This window comes from Brachybacterium sp. p3-SID1565, from assembly GCF_025143785.1.
Lineage (GTDB): Bacteria > Actinomycetota > Actinomycetes > Actinomycetales > Dermabacteraceae > Brachybacterium > Brachybacterium epidermidis.
This window is the reverse complement of record NZ_JAMBDS010000023.1, coordinates 17,753-42,870: the sequence shown is the minus strand read 5'-3', so window position 1 is coordinate 42,870 and position 25,118 is coordinate 17,753. Positions and strand designations below refer to the sequence as shown.

The following is a 25,118-nucleotide window of genomic DNA, read 5'->3' as shown; positions in this document are numbered from 1 at the left end:
ACCAACCATCGGCGGTGCGCGCCAGACCAACCATCGGCGGTGCGCGCCAGACCAACCACCGGCGGTGGGCGCGGAGCAGCCGCGGTGGGTGCGACGCTAGCGGCGATGGGTGCGCAGCAGCCGGCCGGTCTCCTCGAGGTGCCGCTGCAGGGCCTCGGCAGTCTCGGCATGCGCGCGCTCAGCGCGCCGGCGTCCGATGGTCCCTCCGAGGGCCAGGCCTGCGTCAGGCCCCCACCGGTACACCACATCAGTGGTGTGGGCATCCTGGCGGGTCTCGATGATGCCGGTGAGGAAGAACTTCCGGCCGGCCAGTGCTCCCAGCAGCACGGTACGACCGCGGCTGCCGCACTCGTACGCGAGGGAGCCGTCGTCCCGCACCCGCGGCACCCAGCCGCGCGCATCGAAGAACGCGGCCACGTCGGCCCGCGCGGCCTGCTCGTCGCCACGCATCACCATCAGCACCGAGGCAGTGCGCTCACTCATGGAACTCTCCGCTCACTCAGGATCGGAACCCGTGCCGGCAACGCCGGTGCTCACGCCCGCGGACGCCGTCGTGCTGGAGGCCTCGGCGCCCATGCCCGTGACCCCCGCGCCCGACGGATCCCGCCCAGGCCCCACACGGCGCAGCTCGGCATTGCCCAGATGGGGAACGGAACGGTGCTCGTAGGGATCCATGCCCTCCCCCACGGCCAGCATGATCTGCAGGACATCACCATGGGCGACCAGCACCACCGATGCGCTCTCGGCGATCCGATCGGCCTCGCGCAGCACCTCGCACGCCCGGCGCGCGACCTCGGACACGGGCTCCACCCCATGGGCGGACTCGCGCCGGGCCAGGTCATCAGCCCAGACCAGGTCGTACGCACTGGCCGGTCCCTCGTCGTGAGTGCCGAAGCCGCGCTCCCGCAGTCGTTCGTCCAGCCGGGGCTCGTGCGCGCCGAGAGCATCGCAGAACTCCTGGGCCGTCTGATGCGCACGGGCGAAGTCACTGGCCAGCACGACCACCTCGGGCCCGATGCCCCTGCCCTCGGCCTTTCGTGCCGCATCCCGGGCCTGGCGCCTGCCGCGCTCGGTCAGGCCCACCTCGATCAGGGCGCGGGGGCCGACGGCCGAGACGATCACGCCCTCGACGTTGGCCACCGACTCGCCGTGCCGCAGCACCCAGATGCCGTGGGCGGGGCCGGACTGGTCCCCTGCCGCACGCTCGGCAGCAGACCCGGACGGGTCAACGGCCGCGAGCTCCGCAGCAGACCCGGACGGATCGGGGAGCTCTCGAGCGTCAGCCACGTCGCACCGTGAGGGCGCCCGGCCCTCAGGGCTCGAGCACCTTGCCGGGGTTGAGGTTGCGGCCGGGATCGTTGTCGGCGAACAGCCCGCGCACCACGCGCGCACCGACCTCGCCGATGTCCTCGACCATCCACGGCCGGTGCTCAGTGCCCACACCGTGGTGGTGGGACACCGGGGAGTCCAGGTCCGCGAAGGTCTGCTGCACGGCGTTCTTGGCGTCGTAGTACTTCGCCAGCGCCGTGGAGTCCTCCGTGTACGGCAGCGCGAAGGTGAAGTACAGGCAGGCACCCCCGTGGTAGCTGTGCGACATGTGGCAGAACATGAAGCCCTGGGAGTCGTGCTCGGCCAGCACCCCGTAGTAGGCGTCGTAGACCTTGGAGTGGACCTCGTTGAGGTTCGACCAGCTGGCGCCGGTCTCGCAGACGTCGCCGAACACCTTGTAGTTCAGCAGGAAGTCGCGCAGGTACGGGGTGTCGAACTTCTTCTGGTCGTACACCGCGCCGGGGCCCGCGCCCAGGCTGATGCCGCCATTGCTCGCCACGATCTTCTTGACGATCGCCTTCTCCCGTTCGACGGTCTGCTTGGTGCCCTCGAAGCACACGTAGGAGATGCACATCTCCTGTGTGGTGTCCCAGCCCTTGGAGCGCAGGTAGGCGAACAGGCCGTCCTGCACCTTGGCCATCACCTTGGACTTGGTGGACTCGGGCGCCTTGACCAGGGCCAGGCTGAAGCGGGTCTCGGGCCCGTCGGAGAGCCGGGCGAAGGTGGGGTGCACCTCGGAGCGGGCGATCGCGTGCATGCCGCGGATTCCGTGCTCCCAGTCCGGGAACATGTAGGCGATGACCTGGCGCACCGGCGGGGTGCGGTGCACCTGGACGGTGCACTCGGAGATCACGCCCAGGCGGCCCTCGCTGCCCATGATCATCTCGTGCACGCTGGGGCCGCTGTCCCGCCCGGGCACGGCCTTGGTGCGGATGATCCCCTCGGGGTGGACCACGCGCATGCCGCGCACGATCTGCTCGATGTCGCCGTACTTGTCGGACTGCATTCCAGTGGAGCGAGTGGCCGCCCAGCCGCCCAGCGTGGAGTAGGTGAAGGAGTCCGGGAAGTGGCCCATGGTCCACCCCAGTTCGTTCAGCTGCTCCTCCAGATCAGGGCCGTACACGCCGGCCTCCACCCGGGCCAGGCCCGCGGTGTCGTCGATCTCCAGGACCTTCCGCATGCGCCCCAGGTTCATGGTGAGGATCGGGCGCTGCTCGGCGACGTCCGGGGTGACCGAGCCGGAGATGCAGGAGCCGCCGCCGTAGGGGATCAGCACCAGGTCCTGCTCCAGCACGATCCGCAGCACCGCGGCGATCTCCTCCTCGCTGCCGGGGTAGACCACCGCGTCCACCAGGCGCTCGAAGTGACCGTTGCGGGCGCGGAACAGGTCAGGCAGGGAGCGGCCGAAGGAGTGGATGACGCGGAACTCGTCGTCGTCCAGCAGGTTCTCCGGGCCCACCACGTCCACCAGGGCGGCGCGGGTGTCCTCGCCCAGGCGACCGGGCGGCACGGTGTGCTCGCTCAGCTCGGGGGTGACCGGGTCCGGCATGGTGTGCAGGTCCATGCCGATCACGTCCTGGGCCAGCGGTGCGAAGCCGGGCTTGTTGCGCCAGTTGAAGGTGACGTCGTCCAGGCCCCAGCCCCACCACCGGTGCCGCTTGACGTCCTTGGCACTCAGCGGAGAGTTCATGCCGGTCCTTCCTCGCCCTGGGCGGCGCCGCCCAGGACTTCCTCGTAGTGGTCGTCGTACAGGTCCTTGACGCGCTCATGGATGCGGGTGGAGAACTCCACCGCAGTCTCACCCTCGTCGGCGATCATCGGGTCGCCGAACACCACGGTGACCGGCGGACGGCCGGGCGCGGGCCAGTTGCGGCCCTTGGGCATCGCCTCGTAGCCGCCGACGATGGCGGCCGGGATCACCGGCACGCCCACGCTGATGGCGAGCGCCGCGCCACCGGGCTTGAAGTCCTTCATCCGCCCGTCCTTCTGGCGACCCCCCTCGGGGAACACCAGGATCGGCACGCCCGAGCGCAGCAGGTTCCGGGAGGTGCCGGAGTGCTTGCGGGAGCCGCCGCGGTCGATCGGGAAGGCGTTGAACATCCAGCGCACGAAGAAGCGGCGGTACCAGACGTTGAAGAAGTAGTCGGCAGCAACGCCTGTGGAGAGGAACTTCGCCTGGCTCCACGGGAGGCTGAGCGCGATCATCGGCGCGTCGACGTGGCTGGTGTGGTTGGCGACCAGCACGTACGGGCCGCGCACGGTGCGCACACGGCGGGCCACCACCGACTTCGGGGTGACGGCGCTTCGCACCACAGCCTTGAAGATCACGCGCTGCAGGACGAAGCGCACCGCCGACCGCCAATGGGAGCGGTACTTGGCGAGATCCCCCTCGGGCACGTCCCAGCCCTCGGCACGGGAGCGGGCCGACAGGGACGGCACCGGGCGGGCACGCTGCTCCTCGGCGGCCTTCGCCTGCGCCTTGGCGGCCTTCGCCTCCGCCCTGGCCTCGGCTTTCGCTGCCTTCTCGTCAGCCCGGGCCTCGGCCTTCGACGCCTTCTCCTCCGCCCTGGCGGCCTTCTCGTCGGTCTTGGCGGTCCTGTCGCGGGCGAGCATCTCACGCACGGTGCGCTCGAAGGCGGACTGCTCGCGCGCGGAGCTGTCGTCCGCGGACTGCTCGCGCGCGGAGCTGTCGTCCGCGGACTGCTCGGGGCCGCCCACGGCGGCATCCTCCGTGCCCTCGGGCAGGGCGTCCCCGGGGGTCGGATCGTCGCCGGGGGTGCGGCCGTCGGCCTCGTCCCTCATCTCAGCGCTCCCGGTTGCGACGGTGGGACAGCAGGGCACTGAGCCTGGCCACGAGCCCGCGGGGGGTGCTGCGCAGCACCGCGGCGATCAGCTTCCAGCGGGTGCTGGGGATGCTCACGGGCTTGCCGCGGGCCACGTCCGCCAGGCACTCCTCCACCAGGCGGTCCGCATCCAGCCACAGGAAGTCAGGGATCGAGGAGCCCTTGATGCCGGCGCGGGAGTGGAACTCGGTGTGCACCCAGCCAGGCATCAGTGCGGTGACGGAGACGCCCGTGCCTGCCAGCTGCACGCCCAGGGACTCGGAGTAGTTGCCCACCCAGGCCTTGATGGCGGAGTAGTTGTTCTGGGTGATCAGGGCGTTGACGGACCCCACGTTGATGATCCAGCCGCGGCCGCGCGCGCTCATGGCCCGGCCCGCCGCGCCGCCCAGCTTGAGGACGGCCCGCACCATCACCTCGAAGCCGCGGTCGTGCTCGCCCAGGTCCTCCTCCAGCAGGCTCGCGCGCACGGAGAAACCTGCGTTGTTCACGAGCACGTCGACCGGATCAGCGCCGGCGGCGAGGCGGTCGGCCACGCGCTGCTGGGCGTCGCGGTCCACGAGGTCGGCGACCATCGTCTCCACCTCCACCCCGTGCTCGGCGCGCAGCTGTGCGGCGAACTCCTCGAGGCGTGCGGAATCGCGCGCGACCAGGACGAGGGGGACGCCGCGCTTGGCGAAAGCAGTGGCGAAAGCGGCCCCGATGCCCGCGGTGCCGCCGGTGATCAGGGCCCTGTGCATGGCGGCTACGATACACTAGCGAGGCCCTGACCAGGGCATGACGACAAGCCGCTGACCAGCACGGGAACATCGCAGAACCGCCCCCGGGGGCCATCTCGGGAGCACGGCGGGCCTGCGCTGCGACCGCCGCCGATCAGCACAGGAACGCCTGTTCGCGGTGGAATCGCCTGGGCAGGCGGATCCGCTCCGGGCACCCCGTCCCGGCACGGGATCGACCGCGCCCGCACCGCCGAACCCGTCCATCGAGGGATCCCATGAACAACACCACCCCCGCCCCCGCCGCCGACGAGAGCGTCGAGAGCATCTCTCCGCACGCCGGCGATGCTCGCACCGGGGGCCGTCGGATCCTCCTGACCGGCGTCACCGGCTTCCTGGGACAGGCGGTGCTGCAGTGCCTGCTGGAGACCGCCGAGGACGTGCACGTCACCGCCGTGGTGCGCCCCAAGGGCAGCGTCAGCGGGCAGGCCCGTCTTGAACAGCTGCTGCGCAAGCCCGTGTTCTCCACCTGGGCCGAGAAGGTCGGCAAGGACGAGGTCAGGGAGATCTTCGCCGCGCGGGTGTCGGCCCTGGAGGGCGACCTCACCGACCTGCCAGCCCTGACCGAGCCGTACGACGTGGTGATCCACTCCGCCTCCTCGGTCTCCTTCGATCCGCCGATCGACGAGGCCTTCCGCACCAACGTGGGCGGGGCCCGCAACCTGTACGAGGCGCTGCTGGCCTCCGGGCAGGACCCGCACGTCATCCACGTCTCCACCGCGTACGTGGGCGGCATCTCCAAGGGCCTGCGCCAGGAGGGGCGCCTGGTCCACGACGTCGACTGGCGCCGCGAGTACGAGGCCGCCCAGGATGCCCGTGCCCGCGTCGAGGCGGAGTCGCGTCGACCCGAGACGCTGCGCGCCCAGATGCGCACCGCCCGCCTGCGCGACGGCCGCATGGGCCCCAAGGCCGTGGCCGCCGCCGCCGAGACCGCCCGCCGTGCCTGGGTGGACGAGCGCCTGGTCGACTTCGGCCGCACCCGCGCCCAGTCCGTGGGCTGGACCGACATCTACACCTTCACCAAGGCCATGGCCGAGCGCGTGGCGGAGGACCTGTGGGCGGGCGCCGGCCACCGGGTCTCCTTCGTGCGCCCCTCCATCATCGAGTCCGCCCTGCACAGTCCCTACCCCGGCTGGATCGACGGCTACAAGGTGGCCGATCCGCTGATCATGGCGTACGGCCGCGGCATGCTGCAGGAGTTCCCGGGCCTGGCCGATTCCATCCTGGACATCATCCCGGTGGACTTCGTGGTCAACGTGATCGTGGCCCTGGCCACCCAGGACGTCTCCCGCCGCGGCGACGACGCCTATTTCCAGGTGGTCTCCGGCGCTTCGAACCCGCTGCCGTTCCACGAGATGGTCTCCGCCGTGCGCGAGTACTTCGTGGCCAAGCCCCTGGAGGACGACAAGGGCCGCCCGATCGTGGTGCCCGAGTGGAGCTTCCCGGCCGTGGAGATGGTCGAGCAGCGGTTCCGCGCCAAGGAGATCGCCGCCAAGGCCGGCCAGAAGGCCGTGGCCCACCTGCCGGCCTCCCGCCGTACCCGCGAGTGGACCTCCAGCCTGCACAAGGCCACCAACGGGCTCACCACGCTGCGCAAGTACATCGAGCTGTACCGCCAGTACACCAAGACCGAGATGGTGTTCGACGACGCGAACACCCGGGCCCTGCGCAAGGAGCTCCCGGCGCAGTTCCTGGAGAAGCACGACTTCGACGTCACCGAGATCAACTGGCGCGACTACTTCCAGCAGCTGCACCTGCCCGCGGTCACCGAGCTCACCAAGGCGTACTCCCGCGCCAAGGCCGCCCAGCGCAAGCGGGCCGAGCGCCCCACCCCGGAGCTGTCCAGCGACCCGGCGGCCCTGGCCGTGTTCGACCTGGACGGCACGGTGATCGCCACCAACATCGTCCAGCAGTACTTCGCGGTGGTGCGCGCCACCCGCCCGCGCCGCGTGTGGCCGGCGGAGATCGGCGGACTGCTCACCTCCCTGCCCGGCTACCTGCGCGCGGAGCAGCGTGACCGCTCCGAGCTGATCCGCCTGGTCAACCGCCGGTACGAGGGCTACCGCGAGCAGGACCTGCGGGAGCTGATGAACGGTGAGCTGGGCCGGAAGATCCGCGCCTCCATCCGCCCCGAGGCGCTCGAGGTGATCGAGCGCCACCGCGCTGCCGGGCACCGCACCGTGCTGGTCACCGGCGCCCTGGACGTGCTGGTCGAGCCCCTGGCCGACCTGTTCGACGACGTGGTGGCCACCCACATGGATGCCGGGGCCGACGGCGTGATGACCGGCTACCTCGCCACTCCCCCGCTGGTGGACGAGGCCCGCGCCAACTGGCTTCGCAAGTACGCCGACCGCCATGGCGCAGACCTGAAGGCCTCCTACGGCTACGGCGACTCCCACGCCGATGCCGCGTGGCTGTCCCTGGTGGGCTCCCCCACCGCGATCTCCCCGGACCTGGGGCTGTTCTCGGTGGCCAAGAAGAACCGCTGGCGCATCACCGACTGGTGAGGCGGGGCCTGCAGGTCATCCGCCTGCCTGCAGGTCATCCGCCCGCCTGCAGGCCAGCCTGCCCGCAGGGTTGCGCTTCCCCTGCCTGCCACCAGCCGTGCCTTCACGCCTGCCCGCAGCGCTGCGCTACCCCTACCTGCCACCAGCCTGCCCGCAGCGCTGCCCCTACCTGCCCCTACCTGCCGCCAGCCTGCCCACAGTGCTGCCCCTACCTGCCACCAGCCTGCCCGCAGCGCTGCGCTGCCCCTACCTGCCACCAGCCTGCCCGCAGCGCTGCGCTGCCCCTACCTGCCACCAGCCTGCCCGCAGCGCTGCGCTGCCCCTGCCCCGCCCAACCGGTGCCCGATTTCTCCCGTTTCGCAATCGGTGGGACGGAATCGCCGATTCCGGGGCCGTAATGCGCTTCGCGCCTCACTGGAGTCCCACCGTCAGTCAGCAGCCCGGCCAGACAGACCAGCACCCGGCTCATCAGCAGCCCGGCCAGACCGACCAGCACCCAGCCCACCCAGCACCCGGCCGACCCCTTGTAGTGCAGCCACGACGTTCCTCCCCGCCCCCAGGTTCTCCACACGTCGGCGCCACACGCATCATCGGCTCTGGTGAACGACCACCCTTGGGCCATGTTCCTTCCCAGCAGACTGGTGGTCCCGATGGGAGCGCGCGCTCCGTTCCGGCCACGTTCAGCACCGCGCGGCACCCATCGCGTGGCGGACGCGGATCTCGGCGTGGCCACCAGCTCCGCCTTGCTAGATGAGGGACTCACCCACGCGCAGATCCGTACCGCCGTGCGGCGCGGGCACCTGCGCAGCATCGCGCCCGGCTGGTACGCGAAGACCGGCGCGAACCCGAAGGTCGTCAAGGCACTGACCGCAGGCGCCCGCCTCACCTGCGTTGATGCGGCGGCACTGCACGGTCTATGGGTTCCTCCCCGGGAACGGGATGACGACCTGCACATCTACCGTCCCCGCTTGGGCAGTGCGTGCCCGCAGTGGGCAGCAGCGCACGGATCGGGCCTGCGCGCATGGCCTGAAACGGACGCCATCGCCTCCCTCCGACTGGCCCTGGCGCACGCGATCCGCTGCGTGGATGGGGAATCGGCGGCGGTGCTCCTCGAGTCCGCGATCGAGAAGGGGCTGCTGTCCATCGCGCAGGTCCAGGCCCTGCTGGATGACGCCCCACGTCGGCATCGTCAGCGCATCGGCGGGATCTCCGCAGCCAGCGGTTCCGGCTCGGAGACGCGGGTGGTGCGCGCGCTGCGCCGACGCGGCCATGATGTGGAGCAGCAGGTGTATGTGGAGGGGGTCGGATTCGTCGACGCGTACGTCAGCGGGCTCTTCCTGGAGATCGATGGGCGCATGCACCACAGTTCACCGGAATCGTTCAACGAGGATCGCCGGCGGGATCTGGCGATGCGTCGGCACGGACTGCAGATCCTGCGGCTGAGCTACTCCCAGGTGTGGTACAGCTGGCGCTCGACCGAGGAGGCGCTTCTGGAGACCGTTGCCCAGGTGGGCAGACAGGGCCGACGGCGGGTGGCACAGCTGCTGGCCGCCTGAGGGCTGAGCGAGGTCGCGGGCTTCGCAAGTGACGAACAACGGGACGATTTCGTCGCTGGAGCGCTGAAACTGTCAGCGACGCCTCATATGCATCCCGTCGTTCGTCATAGAGCTGGGTCACGACATCACAGCACCGAGGCGATGAACTCCCGCAGCCGATCGGAGCGGGGCGCGTCGATCACCTGCTGGGGCGGTCCCTGCTCCACGATCTGCCCGTCGTCCATGAACACCACCTGGTCGGCCACCTCGCGGGCGAAGCCCATCTCGTGGGTAACCACCACCATCGTCATGCCCTCCCGCGCCAGGTCCTTCAGCACGGCGAGCACCTCGGAGACCAGCTCCGGGTCCAGGGCACTGGTGGGCTCGTCGAACAGCATCAGCTCGGGCTTCATCGCCATGGCACGGGCGATGGCCACGCGCTGCTGCTGCCCGCCGGAGAGCTCGGCGGGGTAGTGATCGGCACGATCGGCCAGTCCCACGCGGTCCAGCAGCTCGCGCGCATCGCTCTCGGCCTGTGCCCGCGGTGTGCCCAGCACCTGCATCGGCGCCTCGATCACGTTGCCGAGAGCTGTGAGGTGGGGGAACAGGTGGAAGCGCTGGAACACCATGCCGATGCGGGAGCGCTGGGCGGCGATCTGCTTGTTGGACAGTCGCTGCCAGCGGCCGTCGGCCAGCGGCTCGGACTGGTAGCCCTGCAGCTCGCCGTCGATCCGCACCTCACCGGCGGTCGGGCTCTCCAGCTGGTTGATGCAGCGCAGCAGGGTGGACTTGCCCGAGCCCGAGGGGCCGACCAGCACACACACCTCCCCCGGCGCCACCTCCAGGGAGCAGCCCTTCAGGACGTGCAGGTCACCGAAGCTCTTGTGCAGGTCGGTGACCGCGACCAGCGGGGTGGGGGCGGGCGAGACATCGGCGCGGGCCCCGGTAGGAGCGGGCGAGACATCGGCGCGGGCCCCGGTAGGAACGGGCGCGGCATCGGCGCGGGCCCCAGTAGGAACGGGCGCGGCGTCGGCGTGGGCCCCGGTAGGAACGGGTGCGGCATCGGCGCGGGCCCCGGTAGGAACGGGCGCGGCATCGGCGCGGGCCCCAGTAGGAACGGGCGCGGCGTCGGCGCGGTTCGCCGTAGGAGCAGGGGCGTTGCGGGGATCCTGGGTCATCACAGCTCCACCTCCGGGAGCGGGTCGTTCGGGGTGGTGCCGGCGCGGTTCACGGCGGCCTGACGGGCGCCGCGGCCGCCGTGGCGCGCAGGGGTGCGGTCGTCGAAGCCGCGACCGAAGTACTTCTCCAGGTAGTGCTGGCCCACCATCAGCACGCTGGTGATCGCGAGGTACCACAGTGCGGCCACGATCAGCAGCGGGATCGGGGTGAACAGCTTGTTGGCGATGGCGTTGGTGGCGAAGGTGAGATCCAGGGTGAACGGGACCGCCAGCACCAGCGAGGTGGTCTTCAGCATGCCGATGGTCTCGTTGCCCAGGGGCGGCACGATCACCCGCATCGCCTGGGGCACGATGATCCTGCGCAGGATCTTCGCCTCGCTCATGCCCAGGGCGCGTGCGGCCTCGGCCTGGCCGCGGTCCACCGAGTTAAGACCGGAGCGGATGATCTCGGCCAGGTAGGCGCCCTCGTTCAGCCCCAGGCCGATCACGGCGGCCCAGAAGGCGGTGACCAGGTCGCGGGTGGAGAAGGAGAACAGCTCCGGTCCGAAGGGCACGCCTACGGCGATCTTGGGGACGATCACGGTGAACAGGCCCCAGAACACCAGCTGGGTGTACACCGGGATGCCGCGGAACACGAAGATGTATCCCCAGCTCACCGCGCGCAGCACGGGGTTGTCGCTGCGGCGCATGATGGCGGCGGTCAGCGCCACGACGGTGCCCAGCACCATCGACAGCAGTGTCAGCAGGAGCGTCCAGCCGACGCCCTGGACCACCTTGACGTCCAGGATGTAGGTCGCCACCGTGTCCCACTCGAACACCGGATTGGTGATCAGGAAGTTCACCAGGGCGAGGGTCAGCAGACCCACCACCACCGCGGCGATCCAGGTCCCCGGGCGCGGAGCGGGGCGGGCATGGATGGGGGTGACTTCGTTGCCGGCGGCGTCGCGCAGGCCAGGGGTGTCGGAGACGGTGCTGCTCACGGTTGGGGGTCCACTTCTGCTCGTTCGATCATGCCGTTCTCGTTTCCCCAGGCCGCGAAGATCTCGCGGAGGTGGCCGGAGTCGATGAGGTACTGGACGGCCCCCCGCAGGGCCTCGGCGAACTCGGGCTGGTCCTTGGGCACGACGATGCCGTTGAGCGCGGACTCCTCGATGTCGCCGATCTGCTCGAGAGTGCCGCGGGAGCGGGCCACTGCGTAGGCGGTCACCGGGGAGTCGGCCATGAGGATGTCCCCCTTGCCGCCGGCCACATTGGTGGCCGCGTCCGAGTTGGAGACGTAGGCCAGCATGTCGTACCCGGGCCTGCCGGCATCACGGCACTGGTCGGAGCGTTCCAGGGACAGCTCCTCCTGGTAGGTGCCCACCTGGAGGGCGACGCGCTTGCCGCACAGGTCGGCCGGGTCGATGTCGTAGGGGTTCCCGGTGCGCACGGCATAGGCGATGCCGGCCTGGAAGTAGGAGACCATGCTGACGTTCTCGAGCCGTTCGGCGTTGATGGTGAAGCTGGAGATCCCCACGTCGTACTTGGAGCCGATCGAGGGGATGATCTGCGCGAACACCGCTGATTCGGTGCGGGTGGACAGGCCCAGCACCTGGCCGATGGCGGCGAGCACGTCCATGTCGTACCCGACGGCCTCCCCACCGGAGCCGACGAACTCACCGGGGGCGTAGTTCAGGGCGGCACCGTTGATGAGCTCTCCGCGCTCGCGGATCGGGGCGGGAACCATCGCAGCCAGGTCGTCCTGGCGCTCGATCCCGCTGAGGTCCACCTCGGGCACGGTGTTCGACTCGGCATCGGGGCGCTCACTCGCCCGGGTGCAGCCAGCGGTCACCGACGCCGCGGTGCCGACGAGGACTGCGGCCGGCAGGGCTCGCAGCAGGGTCCGTCTGGGGGTGCTCACGCAGCACGCTTATGCATGCATGCGCATACTTCTATGAACTCTCCGTGGAATGAGAGAGGCCTAACATGCCACTTCGACGCGAGCGCGGGGCGCGATGCGGGCAGGCCAGGGATGCGCGGGGCGCGATGCGGGCGCGTCAGGGACGCGCGGGGCGCGATGCGGGCGCGCTGAACCCGCAACCAGGGACGCGAGCGGCGATCCGCCCGTCGGCTCAGAACCCCATCGACATGCCACCTGTGGTGGTGGCAGGCTCCTCGCCGGCGGGAGCGTCCTCGGCGTCCAGGTCCGTGGCGGCGCCCTCGAACTGGGAGCGGTACAGGCGCGCGTAGGCGCCGCCCTGCTCGAGCAGCTGGTCATGGTCGCCCTGCTCGACGATGTCGCCGTCCTCCATCACCAGGATCAGATCCGCATCGCGGATGGTGGAGAGGCGGTGGGCGATCACGAAGGAGGTGCGGCCCTCGCGCAGGCGGTTCATCGCGTTCTGCACCAGCACCTCGGTGCGGGTGTCCACGCTGGAGGTGGCCTCGTCCAGGATCAGCAGGCTGGGGCGGGCCAGGAAGGCGCGGGCGATGGTCAGCAGCTGCTTCTCACCGGCCGAGAGCGAGGTGCCGTCGTCGTCCACGACGGTCTCGTAGCCCTCGGGCAGCTGGCGCACGAAGTCGTCGACGTGGGTGGCGCGGGCCGCCTCGATCACTTCTTCGTCGGTGGCGTCCAGGCGGCCGTAGCGGATGTTCTCCATCAGGGTGCCCTTGAACAGCCAGGTGTCCTGCAGCACCATGCCGGTGCGGGAGCGGAGCTGGTCGCGGGTGAGGTCGCGGATGTCGATACCGTCGATCGTGATGCGGCCGCCGTCGACCTCGTAGAACCGCATCACCAGGTTCACCAGGGTGGTCTTGCCGGCGCCCGTGGGGCCGACGATCGCCACCGTGTGACCGGGGTCGGCCACCAGGGACAGGTCGCGGATCAGCTCGCGGTCGGGGCTGTAGGAGAAGCGCACGTGCTCGAACTCCACGCGGCCCTCGCGGATGCCCGCCGCAGCGCCCTCCTTCTCGGTCTCAGGCTCCTGCTCCGTGGCGTCCATCAGCTCGAAGACGCGCTCGGCGCTGGCCACGCCGGACTGCAGCATGGTGGCCATCGACGCCACCTGCGACAGCGGCTGGGTGAACTGGCGGGAGTACTGGATGAACGCCTGCACGTCGCCCAGGGTGATCTGGCCCTGCACGATTCGCAGGCCGCCCACGATCGCCACCGCCACGTAGCTGAGGTTCCCCACGAACATCATCAGCGGCATGATCAGGGAGGAGATGAACTGGGCGCCGAAGGTGGCCTTGAACAGGGTCTCGTTGCGCTCCTCGAAGCGCTCGCCCACCTGATCGCGGCGACCGAACACGGTGACCAGGTCGTGGCCGGTGAAGGCCTCCTCGACCTCGGCGCCCACCACGCCCGTGGCGTCCCACTGCTGGGCGAACAGCTGCTGGGCCTTCTTGCCCACCACCCCGGTGATCAGCAGCGCCACAGGGATCACGGCCAGCGCGATCAGCGACAGCTGCCAGGAGATGGTGAACATCATGAGCAGCACGCCGATCACGGTGAGGATCGAGTTGACCAGGCCCGTGACGGTGTTCATCAGGGTGTTCTGGATGTTGTCGATGTCGTTGGTGACGCGGGAGAGGATCTCCCCGCGCTTCATCCGGTCGAAGTAGGCCAGCGGCAGGCGGTGCAGCTTCTCCTCGACCTCGCGGCGCAGGCGGTAGACCATCCGCACCAGGATCCGGTTCAGGGCCAGGCCCTGCAGCCACATCAGCAGCGCCGAGAGCACGAACAGGCCCACCGCCAGGCCCAGCACCTGGTACAGGGAGGTGAAGTCGATGCCCTGGCCGGGGGTGAGCTCCATGCCGGTGAGCATCTCGGCGAACTGGTCCTCACCCGAAGCGCGCAGACCGTCGATGATCTCCTGCTTCGAGGCTCCCGGCGGCATCTCCCGGGAGATGAGCCCGGTGAAGATGATGTCGGTGGCGCGACCCAGGATCTTCGGCCCCACCACGGACAGCCCCACCGAGACGAAGCCGATCAGGATCGCGGCGTACAGGTACTTGCGCTCCGGGCCGATCTCGCGGACCAGTCGCTTGGCGGAGGGCCAGAAGTTCTTGGCGCTCTGGCCGGGGCGCAGCCCCCGTTCGGCGGCCTTCTCGCTGGCGATCTCCTCGGCCTCGGCGGCCTCGTCGCCGGCGACGACAGGCGCGGTGGTGGGCGCGTCGGGGGAGCCCCCGGGCGTCGCGTCAGGGTCCTTCCGACGGTTCCTGCGGCGGTCCTTCGCGGGGGTCTTGTCTGACGCGGACATCAGGCCACCTCCTCCTCGACGCCCTGGGAGCGCACGATCTCGCGGTACGTCTCCGAGCTCTCCAGCAGCTCTGCGTGGGTGCCGCGGTCCACGATCCTGCCGTGGTCCAGCACCAGGATCAGATCGGCGGAGGTGATGGTGGTGACGCGCTGGGCGACCACCAGCACCAGGGCGTCGCGCGTCTCGGGCTCCAGGGCCCGGCGCAGCTTCGCATCGGTGGTGAGGTCCAGGGCGCTGAAGGAGTCGTCGAACAGGAACAGGGAGGGCCGGGCCACCAGGGCGCGGGCGATGCACAGGCGCTGCCGCTGTCCGCCGGAGACGTTGGTGCCGCCCTGGGCGATCGGGGAGTCCAGCTGCTGCGGCATGGCGGCCACGAAGTCGCGCCCCTGGGCGATGGTGAGGGCGTGCCACAGCTCCTCGTCGGTCGCGTTCGGGTTGCCGAAGCGCAGGTTGGAGGCGACGGTGCCGGAGAACAGGTACGGCCGCTGCGGCACCAGGCCAACGCGATCCCAGAGCACCTGGGCGTGCAGGTCGCGCACGTCGTGGCCATTGAGCCTGACGCTGCCCTCGGTGACGTCCACCAGACGCGGCACCAGGTTCAGCAGGCTGGTCTTGCCGGCACCGGTGCCGCCGATGATGGCGACGGTCTGACCGGCGCGGGCGGTGAAAGAGATGTCCTCCAGCACGGGCTTCTCCGCGCCGGGGTAGGTGAAGGAGACGTCCTCGAAGGTGAGCTCGACCGGGCCCTGGATGTCGCGCAGCCCGTCGGTGCGCTGCACCACGCTGGTATCGGTCTCGAGCACCGCGGTGATGCGCTCGGAGGAGACCATCGCGCGCGGGATCATCATCGTCATGAAGGTCGCCATCATCACCGCGATCAGGATCTGGATCAGGTAGGCGATGAACGCGGTGATCGAGCCGATCTCCATCTGCCCGGCATCGATGCGGGGCGCGGCCACGGCCAGCACCAGCACGCTGGAGATGTTGATGATGAACATGATGATCGGGTTGATCAGGATCATCAGCAGGCCGATGCGCCGGTTCAGGTCGGTGAGCTCGAAGTTCACCTCGGCGTAGCGCTCACGCTCGCGCTCCTCCCGCACGAAGGCCCGCAGCACGCGGATGCCGGTGATCTGCTCGCGCAGCACGCCGTTGATGCGGTCGATCTTCTCCTGCATCTGGCGGAACATCGGCGCGGCCTTGAGGATCAGGAAGCCGACGCTGACCAGCATCACCGGGACCATCACGGCGATCAGCCAGGCCATCCCCGGCTCCACACTGAGCGCCAGGATCACCCCGCCGACGCCGGTGACCGGGGCCTGGACCAGGAAGTTCAGGCCGAAGAAGATCAGCAGCTGCACCTGCTGCACGTCATTGGTGTTGCGGGTGATCAGCGAGGGGGTGCCGAACTCGCTCATCTCCCGCGGGGAGAAGCTCTGCACCTGGGCGAACACGCGCGAGCGCAGATCGCGGCCCACACCCATCGCGGAGCGGGCGCTGAAGTAGTTCGCGGCCACCAGCGCCACGATGTTCCCGAAGGACACGGCGGTCATGATCCAGCCCAGGCGCCAGATGGTGGGGATGTCGGCCTTGGCCACGCCCTCGTCGATGATGTCGGCGTTGATGGTGGGCAGGTACAGCGCGGCCATGACGCCGATGATCTGGAACAGCACCACCAGCAGCACCCACGGCAGGTACGGCTTGAGCGCCCTCAGGATGAGGCGAAGCAGTATCACGGGGCTCCTTCCAGGGGCGCACGGGCGCGGACGGGGCGTGTTCGTGCGCAGCGTGAAGCATAGTCGAGACGGCCGACAGACCACCCGTGGACGTCCGGGCAGTGCCTTCCCCCACCCCAGCAGGTCGCGTGCGCACCGGCGTGGAGGCTCCCCCGCCTCTCCGGCCACCGCCCTTGTGGACACCGCCCCTCCGGTCATCGCGCTGCCAGCCACCGCCCTTCTGGACGCCGTCCCTCCGGCCATCACACTGCCATCCACCGCCCTTCTGGGCACCCAGCAGGTGTCCGCTACCGTGGCCGGGTGGATAGACCTGTCCAGCGCCTCGTCATCATCGTGCTCGCCCTGCTGCTGGTGCTCCCCCTCGGCTACATGGGGATCACTGGGCTGATGGGCGGGCCCTCTGGCCAGGACCCCTCGTCATCGCAGGGGCAGCAGGATCCTGCCGACGATCGGCCGGACGTGGACCCGGCCGATCAGCCGCAGCGCCCCGAGATCGCCAAGCCCGAGCCCCCCGCTGCGATGACCGAGCAGACCGCGGCCGGCGCCGAGGCCACCCTGACCTACCTGCTGGACTCCTACACGTACATGATGACCACCGGCGACACCTCCGTGTGGGAGCAGTCGACGGATCCGAACTGCTCGGTGTGCATGACCTTCCTCGCCAACGCACGGGTGCTGAACGAGCAGGGCGGCTACCTGGTGGACGGCGAGTTCACGGTGGAGTCCACGAGCTTCCAGGCAGCGGGCGGGGACGCTCCGGCCGATGGCGACGCAGCCGCGGACAGCGACGCACCCGCAGACGGTGGCTCCGCCGCCCCCGGGGATGGTGGCTCCGCCGCCCCCGGGGATGCTCCCGCGAGCGGACTGGCCACGGTGACCTTCACACAGGCCGAGAGCATCCTGGTGGACGACCCCACCAAGGAGTCGATTCCCCTGGAGGCCGTGACCGGCCAGATCCAGGCCCAGATGGTGTGGAACGGCGAGCGCTGGCTGGTGGGCGACATGAGCTATCTGCCGACCGGCGCGGGCACCGGCGCATCGGACGGCGGCGGCACCGGCGCGGGCACCCAGGACGGCGGCGGCACCGAACCCGCTGACGGAGGCACCGGAGGCTGAGCGGCAAGGCTCGTCTCTTCACGTCGCCGACGGTGTACACGTACGTCGACCTACGTCCAGTTGGCGGAATGGCTAGGCCCGAACGCCAACTGTCCGTACGTACCGATGAGTACTGATCGGGAGACGTACCGAGTCCACTTCCCCCCGTGCGCCGGCCGGACGCATCAAACCCTCTCCCACCGCACCGGCCAGACGCCCCAGCCCAGTCCCCACGCGCCGGCCGGGCGCCCCGAGGTTCCTCCTTACATGCCCTCGGTCCACACCCTGCCGACGCGTCGTCGTCCCCGCTCCATCCTGGGTACGTGCCCCGTTCACCGAGACCACTGCCCGATGCCCTCCCCTGGCGGGTCTTCTCGCGGTCGGAGGCTCTCGCGAACGGGGTGTCACAAGATCGACTGCGGCGGGCCGATCTCTACCAGATGCGCCGGGGCCTCTACGCCCACCGGGGCCGCGCCGTCACCGAGCTCGACGTCGTCACCGCAGTGTGTCGGAACACTCCCGAAGCTGTGGTCGTCGGACTCTCGGCCGCGAGGCTGCTGGGGATGCCGCTCCCGCTGCAGGATGCGACCTGGCATTCCGGCCGCCAGACCCATCTCGCGATCCCGGGTGTGAATCGGAGCTCGGATCGCGTAGTCCGCTGGCACATGTTCACTTTCCGGCCGGAAGAGGTGGGGCGGGTCATCGGCAAGCACCGCGCCTCGTCCGGTGAGCCTGCCATCCCCGACTCGGCCTTCCGCATGTCGACCCGGGCTCGCACCTGGCGCGACCTCGCTCCCCACCTCACACACCTGCAACTGGTCTCGATCGGGGATCACCTGGTGCGGTGCCCTCGACCCACCATTGAACAGGGGCGTCAGAACCCGTGGTGCACCCTCGACGAACTGGGTTCCGTGTGCACGGGGCGCTACGCCACCAAGCTGCGCACTGCGCTGGCCGACGTGCGCGTGGGCTCGGACTCCCCGCGGGAGACGATGCTGCGACTGGCGTTCCGTGACGCCGGCCTGCCGGAGCCGCTCATCAATGAGCCGCTGTACGGACCGCGCGGCGAGGAACTGCACCGCCCCGACTTCCAGTGGCCGGACTATCGGCTGTGCGCTGAGTACGAGGGCAAGGGCCACAACGATGGTGAGCAGGTCCGACGCGACATCCGGCGGGCCCGACGAGCCAGATCTGCGGGGTTCCACGAGATCCGTCTGTCCAACGATGACGTCCAGACCTCCGGCGCGAACGCCGTCCAGATCGTACGGTCCGAGCTCCTGGCGCACGGGTGGAAGCCCTGAGCCGAGCCTGAAGGCGACCGGGCAGCGTACGCCGACGCGCGGGCCGCGGCTGCCACGCGGGCCGACGCCGCGACGTCGAGGCAGTTGGCGGAATCGGCCCTGGATAGCGCCAACTACACGCCCCTCGAGCCTCACCGGGGGGCCAAACCGGCCGCAGCGCGGGGCAGGTCCTACCGAACCGGCCGCGATGCGGGGTGGAACTGGTGCCGGCGAACCATACCCAGCGCCCGTCGATGGACAGGGGTGGGGGATCCTGCAGCGGGGCGAGCAGCGCGTTGTGGCGCCGCGCCTCCTTCGGCGAGGGGCCGACGAAGTGCACGCCCCTGCCGGTCCAGGCACTGCGGCGCACCGTGGACTGCGGGAAGCCGGAGTGGCCGGTCTCGCGCCCGTACTTCCGAGCGCCGGTCACGGGCACCACGCTGCCGGGCACGATCTGCTCGTAGCGGACCACGTACGGGCGCAGCCCTGGGGCGACGGAGCCGATCACCAGGCCGCGCTCGCACACCACCAGCCGTTCACCACTGATGTACAGCAGGATCAGGCCGAAGATGAGCGCGAAGGTGGCGATGGGCCCGATGATGAACAGCGCGTTCTCACCGGGGTTGATCAGGGTGAGACCGGCGAACACCGCCCACACCAGCACGAATATCCCGGCCACCAGCGGACCGGGCCGGTCGGAGTGGACGGCGAGGACCTCACCCACCTCGTCCCGGTGACGGTGGGCCTTGGATCTCGCGCTCAACGGCCAGCCCCGGATCTCGCGCTCAACGACGGGCCTCGGATCTCGCGCTCAACGGCCAGCCCCGGATCGCGCGCTCAACGGCCAGCCCCGGATCTCGCGCTCATCCGCATCATCTCCCTGGCATGGACGCACGTGGTCAGCTGTTCGATCGCCAGAGTAGCGGGACTGGTTCAGGGCACGGCCGCGCGGTACAGGAACAGGTCGGTCCGGTACGGGACGCCGATGATGCTTCCGCGTGCGTGACCGAGGTGCTCGTGCAGGTACCAGTCCAGGTTCGCGAGCACCCGGTTGCGGCGCTCCGCGGCGGCGGTGATGACATAGCTGCGGGTGCGGGCCAGGTCGATCACGTCATGGCTGGGCATGGGGTCCTCCCAGCGGTGCACCCGGCGCTCGATGAGCGCCAGCTCAGGACCGACAGCGGGCTCAAAGTCCTCCCGCTGCACGTCACCGGCGTGCATGATCCGGGACAGCCGGTGCACCCAGGGGATCGCGACGTCCAGCGTGTTCCACACCAGCGCGAGCACCCCGCCGGGGGCGAGCAGTCGCGTCACCTCGATGGTGGCGGCCGGGGCGTCGAACCAGTGCCAGGCCTGCGCGGCGGTGACGAGGTGGGCCATCCCCTCAGGCAGGCCCGTGGACTCGGCAGGTGCGAGGTGGGTGGTGAGCGAGGGGGCCGACGGTCCTCGCCTGCGCGCGGTCTCGAGCATGGCGGCGCTGGTGTCCACGGCGGTGACGTCAAGCCCCCGCTCGGCCAGGGCCCATGCGAGCTTCCCGGTGCCAGCACCGAGGTCGACGGCACGGGCGCCGCCGTCAGCGCCGGCAGCGGAACCGTCGTCGTCGGTATCGGGCAGGTGGGTGAGGATCGCCTCGACGACGGCGCCGGGATAGCCGGGCCGCAGGCGGTCGTAGTCCTCGCCCTGGTCCTGGAACGCGGCGGCGAGGGCCTCCTTCCGCTCGGCGCTGCGAAATCGCGGCTGATGACGAGAGGAGACGGGCGGGACGGTCGGGGCAGGTCCGGCCGGCACACGCGGCGCGCCCCACCCGGACCCGGCCTGGGGCGATCCCGGGGAGCTCACCGCGCCTCCCTGTGCGCCACCCAGGAATGGTGCAGGCCCGCGTAGATGCCTCCCTCGATGTCCACCAGCTCGGCGTGGGTGCCGCACTCGACCAGGTCGCCGTGGTCCAGCACCAGGATCTGATCGGCCCGCTCGGCGGTGGAGAGACGGTGGGCGATGGTGAGGGTGGTGCGGCCGCGGGCCAGGCCGTCGATGGCCTGCTGCAGGCGCACGTCGGCCGCGGGGTCCACAGCACTGGTGGCCTCGTCCAGCACGATCACATCGGGATCGGCAAGGTAGGCGCGGGCCAGCGCCACCAGCTGCCGCTCCCCCGCGCTGAGGGACTCGCCGCGCTGGCCGACGGGGGTGTCCAGGCCCTCGGGGAGGTCCTCGCACCACGCGCTCAGCCCCAGCTCGTCCAGGGCCCGCAGCATGTCCGCCCGGGTGGCGTCGGGCCTGCCGTAGGCGAGGTTGCCGGCCACGGTGGTGTCGAACAGGAAGCCTTCCTGCGGGACCATCACCACGCGGTCCCGCAGGGACGCGTAGGGGATCAGGTCCAGCCGCACCCCGCCGATGCGGATCTCGCCGCCCACCGGGTCCATCATGCGGGTGAGCAGCTTGGCCAGGGTCGTCTTGCCGCTGCCGGTCTCGCCGACGATGGCGATGTGGCTGCCGGCGGGGACGTCCACGTCGATGCCGTGCAGCACCTCGGGCCCGTCGGGGTAGGCGTAGCGCACCTGGTCCACCTCGATGTCCAGGCCGCCCTGGGGCAGGGCGCGCACACCAGGCACGGGGTCGGTGCGGCGGCCGGTGTGGGGGTCCATGGCGCCGGCCGGGTCGGCCACGTCGGCCGGGGTGTCCAGCACACCCAGCACGCGCCTCCAACCGGCCACGGCGTTCTGGGCCTCCGAGAGCATCTCGATGCCCATCCGCACGGGCATGCTGAACAGGGACACCAGGAACACGAAGGCGACCACGCTGCCGGCGGTGAGATCCGCGCCGGGCAGGTCGATGCCCAGGGAGCCGGTGCCGATCAGCACACCCATCACCACCACCACGGCGGTGGCCAGGCCGTCCCCGGTCTCGGACAGGAAGAAGCTGGCCGACTGCGGGCGCAGCACGGCGAACTGGGCGTCGCGCACGTCCCGCACCCGGTCCACCTGACCGGCGCGGGTGCGCTCCTCGATCCCGTAGGCGCGCACGGTGGCCGAGCCCACCAGGGACTCCGAGACGGAGCCCAGCATGCGGCCGACGGCGGCCCGCACCTGCTGGTAGCGGGCCCGGATGCGCTTCTGCAGTGCGCCCAGCAGGAAGAACACCGGCAGGTAGCACAGCCACACCACCAGCGCGAGAGGCCAGGAGTACAGCAGCATCACGCCGGTGGCCAGCACCAGCTGCATGCTCATCACCACCAGCATGATCCCGCCGAAGCTCATGAACTGGCTGACGGTGTCGACGTCGCTGGTGACGCGGGAGACCAGGGCGCCGCGCTGCTCGGTGCCCTGGGTGAGCAGGGACAGGTCGTGGATGTGGCGGAAGGCGCGGGTGCGCAGGGTGGCCAGGGCCGTCTCGGCCATCCGGAACAGCCGACGGTTCATCAGGATGTTGCAGCTGGCGGTCACCAGCAGCACGCAGGCAGCCAGCCCGGCGGCGGTGGCCACGAAGGCGAGGTCGGGCTGGGCGGGCTCGATGATGCCGCGGTCCAGGATGCTCTGCACTGCGATGGGGACGACGACTTTGCCGGCGGTGGCGATCACGGCCAGCAGCAGGGTGATCCACACGCCGGCAAGCGCCTCGGGGGTGAGGGCCAGGCCGCGGCGGATGGTGGCCAGCGCCGATTCGTCGTTGGTGGCCTCGCTGCCCAGGCGGGAGGAGGTGGGGGCGCTCATCCGGGGGCCTCCATCAGGTCGTGGGCGATGGCGGCCTCGTCGTAGGCGTCCACCAGGGCCCGGTACCCGTCGCTGTGCTCGCGAAGCTCGGCGTGGGTGCCCTGGGCGGCGACTGCGCCGTGGTCCAAGAACACCACCTGGTCGGCCAGGGAGATGGTGGACTTGCGGTAGGCGATCAGCAGCAGCGTGGAGGAGGTCATCTCGCGCCTGATCCCGTCGAGGATGGCCAGCTCCACGCTGGGGTCGCAGGCGCTGGTGGCGTCGTCGAGGATCAGCAGTCGCGGCCGGCGGGCCAGGGCCCTGGCCAGGGCGATCCGCTGTCGCTGCCCGCCCGAGAGGGAGCCGCCGCGCTCCCCCAGCTCGGCGTCCAGGCCGCCGGGCAGGGCGTCGACGAAGCCGTCGGCCTGGGCCACGCGCAGTGCCCAGCGGATGGTCTGCTCGTCGATGTCCTCACCGAGGGTGATGTTCTCGCGCACGGTCGCGTCGAACACGAAGGCCTGCTGCAGCACCAGGGCGACGTCGCTGGTGAGGGCGTCGGCGGTGAGGGAGCGCAGGTCGGCGCCGTCCAGGGCGATGCGTCCGGCCGTGGGGTCCAGCAGGCGGGCCGCGAGCAGCGCCAGGGTGGACTTGCCGGAGCCGGTGGCGCCCACCACCGCGAGCACCCGGGTGCCGGTGGCGGGATCGGCGGTAAGGGACACGCCCCTGACGGCCTCGCTGATGCGCACGTGCTGGTCGGCGGCGCTGGCGGTGCGGCCCAGGATCAGGGTCTCGGGATCGTCGCGGTAGGTGAAGGAGACGTCCTCGAAGCTGAGGCGGCCGGGCCCGGCGGGCAGCTGGTCGGGGCCGTAGGTGCGCTCCTGGGTGACGTCGAGGATCTGCTGGACGCGCCCGCCGCCGACGACGGTGCGGGACAGGTCCCCCAGCACCCAGCCGAAGGAGCGGATCGGCAGGGACATCAGGGTGAACAGGTAGGCGACCTCCACCAGTTGGCCGGTGCTCAGGTGGCCCTCACCGATCCGCCAGGCGCCCAGCACGGCGACCGCGAGGATGCCCAGGTTGGGCAGGGCGTCGATCAGCGGATCGAACCAGCCGCGCACGTAGCCGAAGCGGATGCCGTTGCGGCGCAGCTCCTCGGCGGCGCGGGTGAAGCGCTGCTCCTCGATGTCCTCACGGCCCAGAGACTTCACCACGTTGGCGCCGTCGAAGGACTCGTGGGCGATCTCGGCGACCTCGGCGCGCAGCCGCTGGGACTGCACGGCGATGGGGGCGGCGTAGCGCTGCAGCAGCACGTTGAGGATGATCAGCGCCACGATCAGCGCCAGCATCACCAGCAGGATCACCGGGTCGATGCGCCACACCACCGCGATCGCGTACACCAGCATCACCACGGTGGACAGCGCGAACGGGAACGCGGCCATCGCGAAGAAGGTGGCCTCCACGTCGGAGTGCACGGAGCTCAGCAGGGTGCCGGTGGACTGGCGGCGGTGCCACAGCAGCGGGACCTTCGCGTACACGGCGGCGATGCGCTCGCGGTACAGGCGGTACAGGTCGTACTGGGTGGCGGCGGCGAACACGCGGCGCACCACCACCGAGACGGCACGGGCAACGCCGATGCCCAGGATCGCGAGGCCGCCGCCTGCCAGCAGGGCCGGGCTGGCTCGACCGGCCTCGAAGGAGGGCACCACCACATTTTCCGTGACGCGGCCGATGATCGCGGAGGTCGCGATCTGCAGCAGGGCGAAGCCGATCGCGCCGGCCACGGCGAGGGTGAACCAGCCCTTCTGCTCCCAGGATCCCTTGATCAGGCGCTTCAGTCCGGGGATCAGGACGGCGGGGTGCTGCCGGTCCAGGGGTGCGGGGCGGGCGGGGGTCGACGGGCGGGCGGGTGTTGCGCCGCGGCCGGCGGATGTTGCGCCGCGGCCGGCGGGGGCCGACGGGCCGGCAGGTACCGCGCCGCGGCCGACGGGGGTCGTGCCGGAGCGAGCGGGAGCCTGGACGGGGTCTGGCTGGGCGGTGTCTGGCTGGGCGGGGGTGGTGCGGGGTCTGTCGGTCATGCGTTCATGAAGTGGAGGACCACCGCGATCGCGAAGGTGATGGTGGACAGCATCGCGAGCGTGAACTCGATGGCGATGCCGATGCCGAGCGCCTTGATCGCCACCCAGGCCGAGCTCAGGCCGCGCTTCCAGTCCTTCAACCGCACTGCCTCGGAGACGTACAGGCCGGCCAGGAAGCCGATGGGCAGGCCCAGGAAGGGGATCACGAAGATGCCCACGATGCCGCTGGCGATGCCCACCAGGATCGGCCAGGTGGGCACCTCGTGCCGCTGCAGGCGCCTGCCGGTGAGCACATAGCTGGTGGTCATGCCGGCGATGCCCAGCACGGCGATGATCGCGAATGCCACCCAGGAGGTCCAGCTGCCGGTCACGATCGCCCAGATCAGGGTGGCGATGATGATGGTGATGGTGCCGGGCAGCACCGGCAGCACGATGCCGCACAGGCCCACCACGTAGGCGAGGGCCACCAGCACGGTGACGAGGATCTGCAGGGACATGGCGTCCACGGTGCCTCCGGAGGGGGAGAGGGCGGGATGGGCGGGCCGGGCCGACGCGGACCCCTGATCATCCTAGGGCCCGGGGCGGGAACGCTCACGGGGTGGTTAGCTCTCCCCTGGCCCGCCGGGCCGTCTGCTTCTGCACTCTGGCACCAAGGATGATGCGACTGCCGTCCTTCACCACGGCAGCCAGATCAGGAGGCGCACATGTCGTTCTGGGGAGCTGATAGCGAACAGCTGCAGGAGTGCTCGCAGCGGTTCGACACGGGAGCTGAGACACTGAACGCCGCACTCGATGCGGTGCAGGCACGGGTGCTGAGCGTGCATTGGGCCGGGCCGGATG

Annotated in this window: 18 protein-coding genes; 4 read left to right on the top strand and 14 right to left on the bottom strand. The window is 70.4% G+C overall.

Annotated features, from left to right (window positions below; all coding sequences use genetic code 11):
• Positions 1–96 precede the first annotated feature (96 nt).
• Genes M4D54_RS07370 through M4D54_RS07350 form a run of 5 tightly spaced genes read right to left on the bottom strand, consistent with a single transcriptional unit; the run spans position 97 to position 4,909 of the window.
• Positions 97–483 carry a hypothetical protein gene (locus M4D54_RS07370; protein WP_193865201.1) on the bottom strand — a complete coding sequence of 129 codons (387 nt, stop codon included), beginning with the start codon at positions 481–483 and terminating at the stop codon, positions 97–99.
• Between the two features lie 12 nt (positions 484–495).
• The gene (locus tag M4D54_RS07365; protein WP_259890837.1) at positions 496–1,287 is read right to left on the bottom strand and encodes a histidine phosphatase family protein; all 792 of its coding nucleotides are present in this window, start codon (positions 1,285–1,287) and stop codon (positions 496–498) included.
• Between the two features lie 25 nt (positions 1,288–1,312).
• Positions 1,313–3,019, bottom strand: a complete 1,707-nt coding sequence (locus M4D54_RS07360) for an FAD-binding oxidoreductase (protein WP_259890836.1) — start codon at positions 3,017–3,019, stop codon at positions 1,313–1,315.
• Positions 3,016–4,131, bottom strand: a complete 1,116-nt coding sequence (locus M4D54_RS07355) for a lysophospholipid acyltransferase family protein (RefSeq protein ID WP_259890835.1) — start codon at positions 4,129–4,131, stop codon at positions 3,016–3,018. Before M4D54_RS07355 ends, M4D54_RS07360 begins: the two co-directional genes overlap by 4 nt.
• 1 nt (position 4,132) lies before the next feature.
• Positions 4,133–4,909 (bottom strand): SDR family oxidoreductase, encoded by a 777-nt coding sequence (locus M4D54_RS07350; RefSeq protein WP_259890834.1) that lies wholly within the window; start codon positions 4,907–4,909, stop codon positions 4,133–4,135.
• Between the two features lie 254 nt (positions 4,910–5,163).
• Here M4D54_RS07350 and M4D54_RS07345 point away from each other — a divergent pair, with 254 nt between their 5' ends.
• Both M4D54_RS07345 and M4D54_RS07340 read left to right on the top strand, forming a co-directional pair.
• Complete coding sequence (locus M4D54_RS07345; protein ID WP_259890832.1) at positions 5,164–7,452, top strand: HAD-IB family hydrolase; 2,289 nt, start codon at positions 5,164–5,166, stop codon at positions 7,450–7,452.
• 725 nt (positions 7,453–8,177) lie between these two features.
• Positions 8,178–9,008, top strand: coding sequence for an endonuclease domain-containing protein (locus M4D54_RS07340; RefSeq protein ID WP_259890830.1), 831 nt, complete (start codon positions 8,178–8,180; stop codon positions 9,006–9,008).
• 125 nt (positions 9,009–9,133) lie between these two features.
• Here the strand turns inward: M4D54_RS07340 and M4D54_RS07335 are convergent, their stop codons facing one another.
• The 5 genes from M4D54_RS07335 to M4D54_RS07315 all read right to left on the bottom strand — a co-directional run bounded on the left by M4D54_RS07335 (position 9,134) and on the right by M4D54_RS07315 (position 16,142).
• On the bottom strand, positions 9,134–9,895 hold the full coding sequence (locus M4D54_RS07335) for an amino acid ABC transporter ATP-binding protein (RefSeq protein ID WP_259890842.1): 762 nt from the start codon (positions 9,893–9,895) through the stop codon (positions 9,134–9,136).
• A gap of 269 nt (positions 9,896–10,164) precedes the next feature.
• Complete coding sequence (locus tag M4D54_RS07330; RefSeq protein WP_259890841.1) at positions 10,165–11,115, bottom strand: amino acid ABC transporter permease; 951 nt, start codon at positions 11,113–11,115, stop codon at positions 10,165–10,167.
• A gap of 26 nt (positions 11,116–11,141) precedes the next feature.
• Positions 11,142–12,065 (bottom strand): ABC transporter substrate-binding protein, encoded by a 924-nt coding sequence (locus tag M4D54_RS07325; protein WP_259890829.1) that lies wholly within the window; start codon positions 12,063–12,065, stop codon positions 11,142–11,144.
• Between the two features lie 211 nt (positions 12,066–12,276).
• On the bottom strand, positions 12,277–14,406 hold the full coding sequence (locus M4D54_RS07320; protein WP_259890828.1) for an ABC transporter ATP-binding protein: 2,130 nt from the start codon (positions 14,404–14,406) through the stop codon (positions 12,277–12,279).
• Positions 14,406–16,142 carry an ABC transporter ATP-binding protein gene (locus M4D54_RS07315; RefSeq protein WP_259890827.1) on the bottom strand — a complete coding sequence of 579 codons (1,737 nt, stop codon included), beginning with the start codon at positions 16,140–16,142 and terminating at the stop codon, positions 14,406–14,408. Before M4D54_RS07315 ends, M4D54_RS07320 begins: the two co-directional genes overlap by 1 nt.
• 300 nt (positions 16,143–16,442) lie before the next feature.
• On the opposite strand from M4D54_RS07315, the gene M4D54_RS07310 reads away from it, so the two are divergent.
• The gene (locus tag M4D54_RS07310; RefSeq protein WP_259890825.1) at positions 16,443–17,258 is read left to right on the top strand and encodes a DUF6318 family protein; all 816 of its coding nucleotides are present in this window, start codon (positions 16,443–16,445) and stop codon (positions 17,256–17,258) included.
• A gap of 380 nt (positions 17,259–17,638) precedes the next feature.
• Complete coding sequence (locus M4D54_RS07305; RefSeq protein WP_259890824.1) at positions 17,639–18,538, top strand: hypothetical protein; 900 nt, start codon at positions 17,639–17,641, stop codon at positions 18,536–18,538.
• Between the two features lie 912 nt (positions 18,539–19,450).
• Here the strand turns inward: M4D54_RS07305 and M4D54_RS07300 are convergent.
• From M4D54_RS07300 to M4D54_RS07285, 4 genes are read right to left on the bottom strand one after another with little or no spacing between them, the layout of a single operon-like run.
• A complete protein-coding gene (locus M4D54_RS07300; RefSeq protein ID WP_193865356.1) occupies positions 19,451–20,305 on the bottom strand; it encodes a class I SAM-dependent methyltransferase in 855 nt (284 codons plus the stop codon).
• 47 nt (positions 20,306–20,352) lie between these two features.
• Positions 20,353–22,224, bottom strand: coding sequence for an ABC transporter ATP-binding protein (locus tag M4D54_RS07295; RefSeq protein ID WP_193865194.1), 1,872 nt, complete (start codon positions 22,222–22,224; stop codon positions 20,353–20,355).
• On the bottom strand, positions 22,221–24,278 hold the full coding sequence (locus tag M4D54_RS07290) for an ABC transporter ATP-binding protein (RefSeq protein WP_259890823.1): 2,058 nt from the start codon (positions 24,276–24,278) through the stop codon (positions 22,221–22,223). The genes M4D54_RS07295 and M4D54_RS07290 overlap by 4 nt, the downstream gene beginning before the upstream one ends.
• Complete coding sequence (locus tag M4D54_RS07285; RefSeq protein WP_259890840.1) at positions 24,275–24,775, bottom strand: DUF456 domain-containing protein; 501 nt, start codon at positions 24,773–24,775, stop codon at positions 24,275–24,277. The genes M4D54_RS07290 and M4D54_RS07285 overlap by 4 nt, the downstream gene beginning before the upstream one ends.
• Positions 24,776–25,118 lie beyond the last annotated feature (343 nt).